6 protein-coding genes are annotated in these 6,312 nt (G+C 54.1%); all 6 read left to right on the forward strand.

Translation table 11 applies throughout. From position 1 onward, the window contains the following. The first annotated feature begins 98 nt into the window (after window positions 1–98). Entirely contained in the window at window positions 99–2,102 is a 2,004-nt protein-coding gene (gene tkt, locus ACI4OH_RS03520) for a transketolase (RefSeq protein ID WP_439784184.1), read from the forward strand. A gap of 254 nt (window positions 2,103–2,356) precedes the next feature. After that, window positions 2,357–2,614 carry a ribosomal L7Ae/L30e/S12e/Gadd45 family protein gene (locus ACI4OH_RS03525; RefSeq protein ID WP_439784185.1) on the forward strand — a complete coding sequence of 86 codons (258 nt, stop codon included), beginning with the start codon at window positions 2,357–2,359 and terminating at the stop codon, window positions 2,612–2,614. Window positions 2,615–2,684: 70 nt separating this feature from the next. Beyond that, window positions 2,685–3,068, forward strand: coding sequence for a 30S ribosomal protein S12 (gene rpsL, locus ACI4OH_RS03530; protein ID WP_005842087.1), 384 nt, complete (start codon window positions 2,685–2,687; stop codon window positions 3,066–3,068). A 58-nt stretch (window positions 3,069–3,126) separates the two neighbouring features. Further along, on the forward strand, window positions 3,127–3,597 hold the full coding sequence (gene rpsG, locus ACI4OH_RS03535) for a 30S ribosomal protein S7 (RefSeq protein WP_005842089.1): 471 nt from the start codon (window positions 3,127–3,129) through the stop codon (window positions 3,595–3,597). 54 nt (window positions 3,598–3,651) lie between these two features. Next, window positions 3,652–5,730 carry an elongation factor G gene (gene fusA / locus ACI4OH_RS03540; protein ID WP_435720712.1) on the forward strand — a complete coding sequence of 693 codons (2,079 nt, stop codon included), beginning with the start codon at window positions 3,652–3,654 and terminating at the stop codon, window positions 5,728–5,730. Window positions 5,731–5,747: 17 nt separating this feature from the next. Beyond that, a partial coding sequence (locus ACI4OH_RS03545; protein ID WP_439784186.1) for a GTP-binding protein occupies window positions 5,748–6,312 on the forward strand: 565 nt, incomplete at its 3' end.

The raw sequence follows: 6,312 nt of genomic DNA on the forward strand, positions 1-6,312 counted from the left end.
AATGGCCCCTGTACTTTTCCTAGAAAATCTTGTAGAATATACCTTGTGAGAGGATTCATTAGGAATTTTCAGAATCAAGTGGTAAGGAGAGATACACTTTGAGTAACATCGACACCAAATGCGTAAACGCCATCCGTGTTCTTGCAGCGGATGCCATCCAGAAAGCAAAATCCGGTCATCCGGGCCTGCCCCTTGGCAGCGCACCGATGGCTTATGAGCTCTGGGCCAACCACATGAACCATAATGCGAAGGACCCGAAATGGGCCAACCGCGACCGTTTCATCCTGTCCGGCGGCCATGGTTCGACGCTTCTTTACTCGCTGCTCCATTTCTATGGCTACGGCCTGACGATGGACGACATGAAACAGTTCCGTCAGGACGGCTCGCTGACGCCGGGCCATCCGGAGTACGGCCACACGGTCGGTGTTGAAGCCACGACGGGCCCGCTCGGCGCCGGCATGGGCATGGCTGTCGGCATGGCCATGGCTGAGGCACATCTCGCTTCGATGTTCAACCGTCCGGGCTATCCGGTCGTCGACCACTACACGTTCGCACTCGGCGGCGACGGCTGCATGATGGAGGGCATTTCCTCCGAGGCGTTCTCGCTCGCTGGCACACTCGGCCTGTCGAAGCTTATCATTCTCTACGATTCCAATAAGATTTCCATCGAGGGCAGCACGAATATCGCCTTCACGGAAAATGTTCAGGCCCGCATGCGTGCGTTCGGCTTCCAGACCATCACGGTTGAGGACGGCAACGACCTCGAGGCCATCGGCAAGGCCATTGAAGAAGCCAAGGCCGATAAAGAACATCCGTCCTTCATCACGGTCAAGACGCTCATTGGCTACGGCTGCCCGGCAAAGCAGGGCAAGGCCAGTGCTCACGGCGAGCCGCTCGGCGAAGAGAACGTCAAGGCCATGAAGGAGAACCTCGGCTGGCCGGAGCCGGATAAGTCCTTCAACATCCCGCAGGATGTTTACGACCACTATGCAGAGCTCGCCAAGAAGGGCGAGGCTGCTGAAGAAGCCTGGAACAAGATGTTTGCCGAGTACTGCGAGAAGTTCCCGGAAGACAAGGCACGCTGGGAGAAATACCACACGGCCGTCAACGCCGAGGCCCTCTACAACAACGACGAATTCTGGGCTTATGAGGACAAGGCCGTCGCTACGCGCAATCTGTCCGGCAAGATGATCAACCGTCTCAAAGACATCATGCCGAACCTCATCGGCGGCAGCGCCGACCTCGCGCCGTCCAATAAGACGCATATGGAAGGCGAGGGCGACTTCAGCAAGACGAACTATGCGGGCCGCAACCTGCACTTCGGCGTCCGCGAGCTCGCCATGGCAGCCATCGCCAACGGCCTGACGCTGCACGGCGGCCTGCGCGCTTATGTCGCGACCTTCTTCGTCTTCAGTGATTACACGAAGCCGATGGTCCGCCTCGCAGCACTCATGGGCATTCCTGTGACGTATGTCTTCACGCATGACAGCATCGGCGTTGGCGAAGACGGCCCGACGCATGAGCCGATTGAGCAGCTCGCCATGCTGCGTTCGCTGCCGAATATCAACGTCTTCCGTCCGGCCGATGCCACGGAGACGGCTGCAGGCTGGTACCTCGCTGCTACAGCTACGAAGACCCCGACGGCTCTCGTCCTCACGCGTCAGGCTCTGCCGCAGCTCGCCGGCTCCTCGAAAGAAGCCCTCAAGGGTGCTTACGTCGTTTCGGAAGCCAAGGATGCCGAAAACATGGACGGCATTCTGATTGCCACGGGCTCTGAAGTATCGCTGGCCATTGAGGCACAGGAAGAACTCGCTAAGAGCGGTCTCGATGTCCGCGTCGTTTCGATGCCGTGCATGGACCTCTTCGAGAAACAGGATGAAGCTTATAAGGAAAGCATCCTGCCGAAGAATGTCCGCGCCCGCGTAGCCGTTGAGGCTCTCTCGAGCTTCGGCTGGGGCCGCTATGTCGGTCTCGACGGCGCTACGGTCTGCATGGAAAGCTTCGGCGCTTCGGCACCGGCAGCAAAGCTCTTCGAGAAGTTCGGCTTCACGAAGGAGCATGTGACGGAAGTTGCCATGAAAGTCATCGCCGCCAACAAATAATTTACAAAAGTAAATTTGTATACTGTAAAGGCCTGCTTTCTGCAGGCCTTTATTTTTGTAAACATTTTCATTTTATGTGTGCTGTAAGAGTACAAAAAGGTCTGTTTTTCTGGCATAAACGAAAAAAGACACGCTAGACGGCGTGTACACAGAAATCTTTATAAAATAAGTGTTGACAAGGGTTTTGGTGGGTGTTATATTATAGGAGTGCCTGATTTAAGCGCACGATTTAGTGATACAGGAGAGTGAAAGCAATGACACTGGATGCACTGAAAGGCGCCAGTCGGGTGATGGGTATCAAGCAGGTTACCAAAGCTGTGAAGCGCGGTGCTGCAGAAAGCGTTTTCCTTGCGGATGACGCCGATGCACATGTCACAGAGCCGCTCCAGAAACTCTGCAGGGAACACGGTGTTCCCGTTGAGCACGCGGCGACGATGAAAGACCTCGGCAATGCCTGCGGCATTGAAGTCGGCGCAGCAGCAGCGGCAGTCCTCAAACAGCCTATTTGTTAAAAACTCAGGAACTTTGTTTCAGGGTTTTAATAAATAATAAATTCTCAATATGAAGGAAGGAGGTGCATGTATGCCTACTATCAATCAGTTAGTTCGTAAGAGCAGAAAGAGCATGCAGGAGAAGTCCAAAGCACCAGCACTCAAGAATTGCCCGCAGAAACGTGGTGTTTGCACGCGTGTTTACACGTCTACGCCGAAAAAGCCGAACTCGGCTCTGCGTAAGGTTGCCCGTGTTCGTTTGACGAACAGCATCGAGGTTACCGCATACATCCCAGGCATTGGTCATAATCTTCAGGAGCATAGCGTTGTTCTGATTCGCGGCGGTCGTGTCAAGGACCTGCCAGGTGTTCGTTACCACATCATCCGCGGCTCGCTCGATACTGCCGGTGTGCAGGATCGCGGCCAGGGCCGTTCCAAGTACGGTGCGAAGAAAGCCAAAGCGAAGAAGAAATAAGAAACGGATTCCTGCCTGAGGGTGGGAGATATATGCTAATGAAGAAGGAGGTAAAACAATGCCAAGAAAAGGTTCCGTACCGAAGCGCGACGTACTGCCGGATCCGGTGTACCACAGCAAGACGGTTACGAAATTCATCAATAAAGTAATGCTTTCCGGTAAGAAGAGCGTTGCTGAGCGCGTCGTTTATGATGCGTTTGAGACGATCCGTGCCAAGACGGGCAAGGATCCTCTCGAAGTTTTTGAGACTGCTCTCAAAAATGTTATGCCGGTCCTCGAGGTTCGCGCACGCCGCGTCGGTGGTGCTAACTACCAGGTTCCGGTTGAGGTCCGTCCGGACCGCCGTATGACTCTCGGCATCCGCTGGATCGTCAATTATGCTCGTCTCCGCGGTGAGAAGACGATGGATGAGCGTCTTTCCGGTGAGCTGATGGATGCAGCCAACAACACTGGCGCAGCTATCAAGAAGAAGGAAGATACGCATAAGATGGCAGAAGCCAACAAGGCTTTCGCTCACTATCGTTGGTAAGACTCAGTCTCCCGCTGCTCAGGCAGGGGGAGGGTTCAAAGAAGGAGAACAAAAGTGGCAAGAGAGTATTCCCTTGAAAAGACTCGTAACATCGGTATCATGGCTCACATCGATGCCGGTAAGACGACGACCACGGAGCGTATCCTCTTCTACACGGGTGTCAACCACAAGATCGGTGAAGTACATGATGGTGCTGCAACGATGGACTGGATGGTTCAGGAGCAGGAGCGTGGTATCACGATCACGTCCGCTGCAACGACCTGCCATTGGAAAGGTCATCGCATCAACATCATTGATACGCCGGGTCACGTGGACTTCACGGTAGAGGTTGAGCGTTCCCTGCGTGTACTCGATGGCGCTGTAGCAGTTCTGACTGCCCGCGGCGGTGTTGAGCCTCAGACTGAGACCGTTTGGCGTCAGGCTGAGAATTATAATGTTCCGCGTATGGCATATGTCAACAAAATGGACATCACGGGCGCGGACTTCTACAATGTCATCAAGATGATGAAAGAACGCCTCAACGCAAACGCAGTTGCAATCCAGCTGCCGATCGGCGCTGAAGATACGTTCAAAGGCATCATCGACCTCGTCAAGATGGAAGCCATCGTCTATGAAGACGACCTCGGCAAAGTCGAAGACGAAGTTGCCATTCCGGATGACATGAAAGACCAGGCTGAGGAATACCGCGAAATCCTCCTCGAGGCTCTTTCCGAGCTCGATGATGACTTCATGGAAAAATACCTCGGCGGCGAAGACATCACGGAAGATGAAATCAAGGCAGTAATCCGCAAGGGTACGGTCGCATGCAAACTCTGCCCGGTTACCTGCGGTACTTCCTATCGCAATAAAGGCGTTCAGCCGCTCCTCGATGCAATCGTTGATTACATGCCGGCTCCGACGGATATCCCGCCGATCGCTGGTGTCAACCCGGAAACGGGCGAGGAAGATCATCGTCCGGCAAGTGACGAGGCTCCGTTCTCGGCACTCGCATTCAAGATCATGACGGATCCGTTCGTTGGTAAACTCGCATTCTTCCGCGTTTACTCCGGTATCCTCGATGGCGGCTCTTATGTGTACAACTCCACGAAGGGCAAGAAAGAGCGTATCGGCCGTATCCTGCAGATGCATGCCAACCATCGTAAAGAAATCGAGCGCGTATACAGCGGTGATATCGCTGCAGCTGTCGGCCTCAAAGACACGACGACTGGTGATACGCTCTGCGATGAAGAACATCCGATCATCCTCGAGTCCATGGTATTCCCGGATCCGGTTATCTCCGTTGCGGTTGAGCCGTCGACGAAGAACGACCAGGAGAAGATGGGCGTTGCTCTTCAGAAACTCGCTGAAGAAGATCCGACGTTCCGCGTCCGCACGGACCAGGAAACGGGTCAGACGATCATCTCCGGCATGGGCGAGCTTCACCTCCAGATCATCGTTGACCGCATGAAACGCGAATTCAAGGTTGAATGCAAAGTCGGCGAGCCGCAGGTTGCTTATCGTGAAACGATCCGCAAATCCGTTGAGTCCGAAGGTAAGTTCGTACGTCAGTCCGGCGGTCATGGCCAGTATGGTCACTGCTGGCTCAAACTCGAGCCGCAGGAACCGGGCGAAGGTTTCGCATTCGAGAACAAGGTTGTCGGCGGCGCTATCCCGAAAGAATTCATCAAGCCGATTGAAGATGGTGTTAAGCAGGCTATGGAAGCCGGCGTTGTTGCTGGTTATCCGATGGTCGACATCAAAGCAACGGTCTTCGATGGTTCCTTCCACGAAGTCGACTCCTCTGAGGCAGCATTCAAAGTTGCCGGCTCCATGGCATTCCGCAATGGTGCTGAAAAAGCAAATCCGGTTCTGCTTGAGCCGTATGTTAAAGTCGAAGTCACCGTACCGGAAGAGTACATGGGCGATGTCATCGGCGATCTGAACTCCCGCCGCGGCCGTATCGATGGTATGGAAGCGCGCAACGGTTCTCAGGTCATCACTGGCTACGTTCCGCTCTCCGAGATGTTCGGTTACTCGACTGACCTGCGTTCCAAGACTCAGGGCCGAGGGAACTACAGCATGGAAGTTGCTTACTATGATGAAGTTCCTAAAAATATTGCTGACAAGATTGTCGCAAAAAACAAAGGTGAATAAGGGAGGAAAAAATCACAATGGCTAAAGAAAAGTTTGAAAGAACCAAACCGCATGTTAACATCGGTACCATCGGTCACGTTGACCATGGCAAGACGACGCTGACGGCTGCAATCACGAAAGTTCTCTCCGAGACTCCGGGCTGCAAAGCTTCTTTCGAAGACTATGCTGATATCGATAAGGCTCCGGAGGAGCGCGAGCGCGGTATCACGATCAACACGGCACACGTTGAGTATGAGACGCCGAAACGTCATTATGCACACGTTGACTGCCCGGGCCATGCTGACTATGTCAAGAACATGATCACTGGTGCTGCTCAGATGGATGGTGCTATCCTGGTTGTTTCCGCAGCTGATGGCCCGATGCCGCAGACTCGTGAGCACATCCTGCTCGCTCGTCAGGTCGGTGTACCGGCAATCGTTGTCTTCCTGAACAAGGTTGACCAGGTTGACGATCCGGAACTCCTCGAGCTCGTTGAGATGGAAGTTCGTGAGCTGCTCTCCAGCTACGATTTCCCGGGCGATGATGTTCCTGTTATCGCTGGTTCCGCTCTGAAGGCCCTCGAAGGCGACGAAGAGCAGAAGA

The sequence above is a fragment of the Mitsuokella apri genome (assembly GCF_051886055.1).
In the GTDB taxonomy this organism is placed as follows: domain Bacteria; phylum Bacillota; class Negativicutes; order Selenomonadales; family Selenomonadaceae; genus Mitsuokella.

Bases quoted from the DNA above. Each gene is read 5' to 3' on its own strand.
- ACI4OH_RS03525 (WP_439784185.1), top strand. From the start codon at position 2,357: ATGACACTGGATGCACTGAAAGGCGCCAGTCGGGTGATGGGTATCAAG.
- rpsG (WP_005842089.1), top strand. From the start codon at position 3,127: ATGCCAAGAAAAGGTTCCGTACCGAAGCGCGACGTACTGCCGGATCCG.
- rpsL (WP_005842087.1), top strand. From the start codon at position 2,685: ATGCCTACTATCAATCAGTTAGTTCGTAAGAGCAGAAAGAGCATGCAG.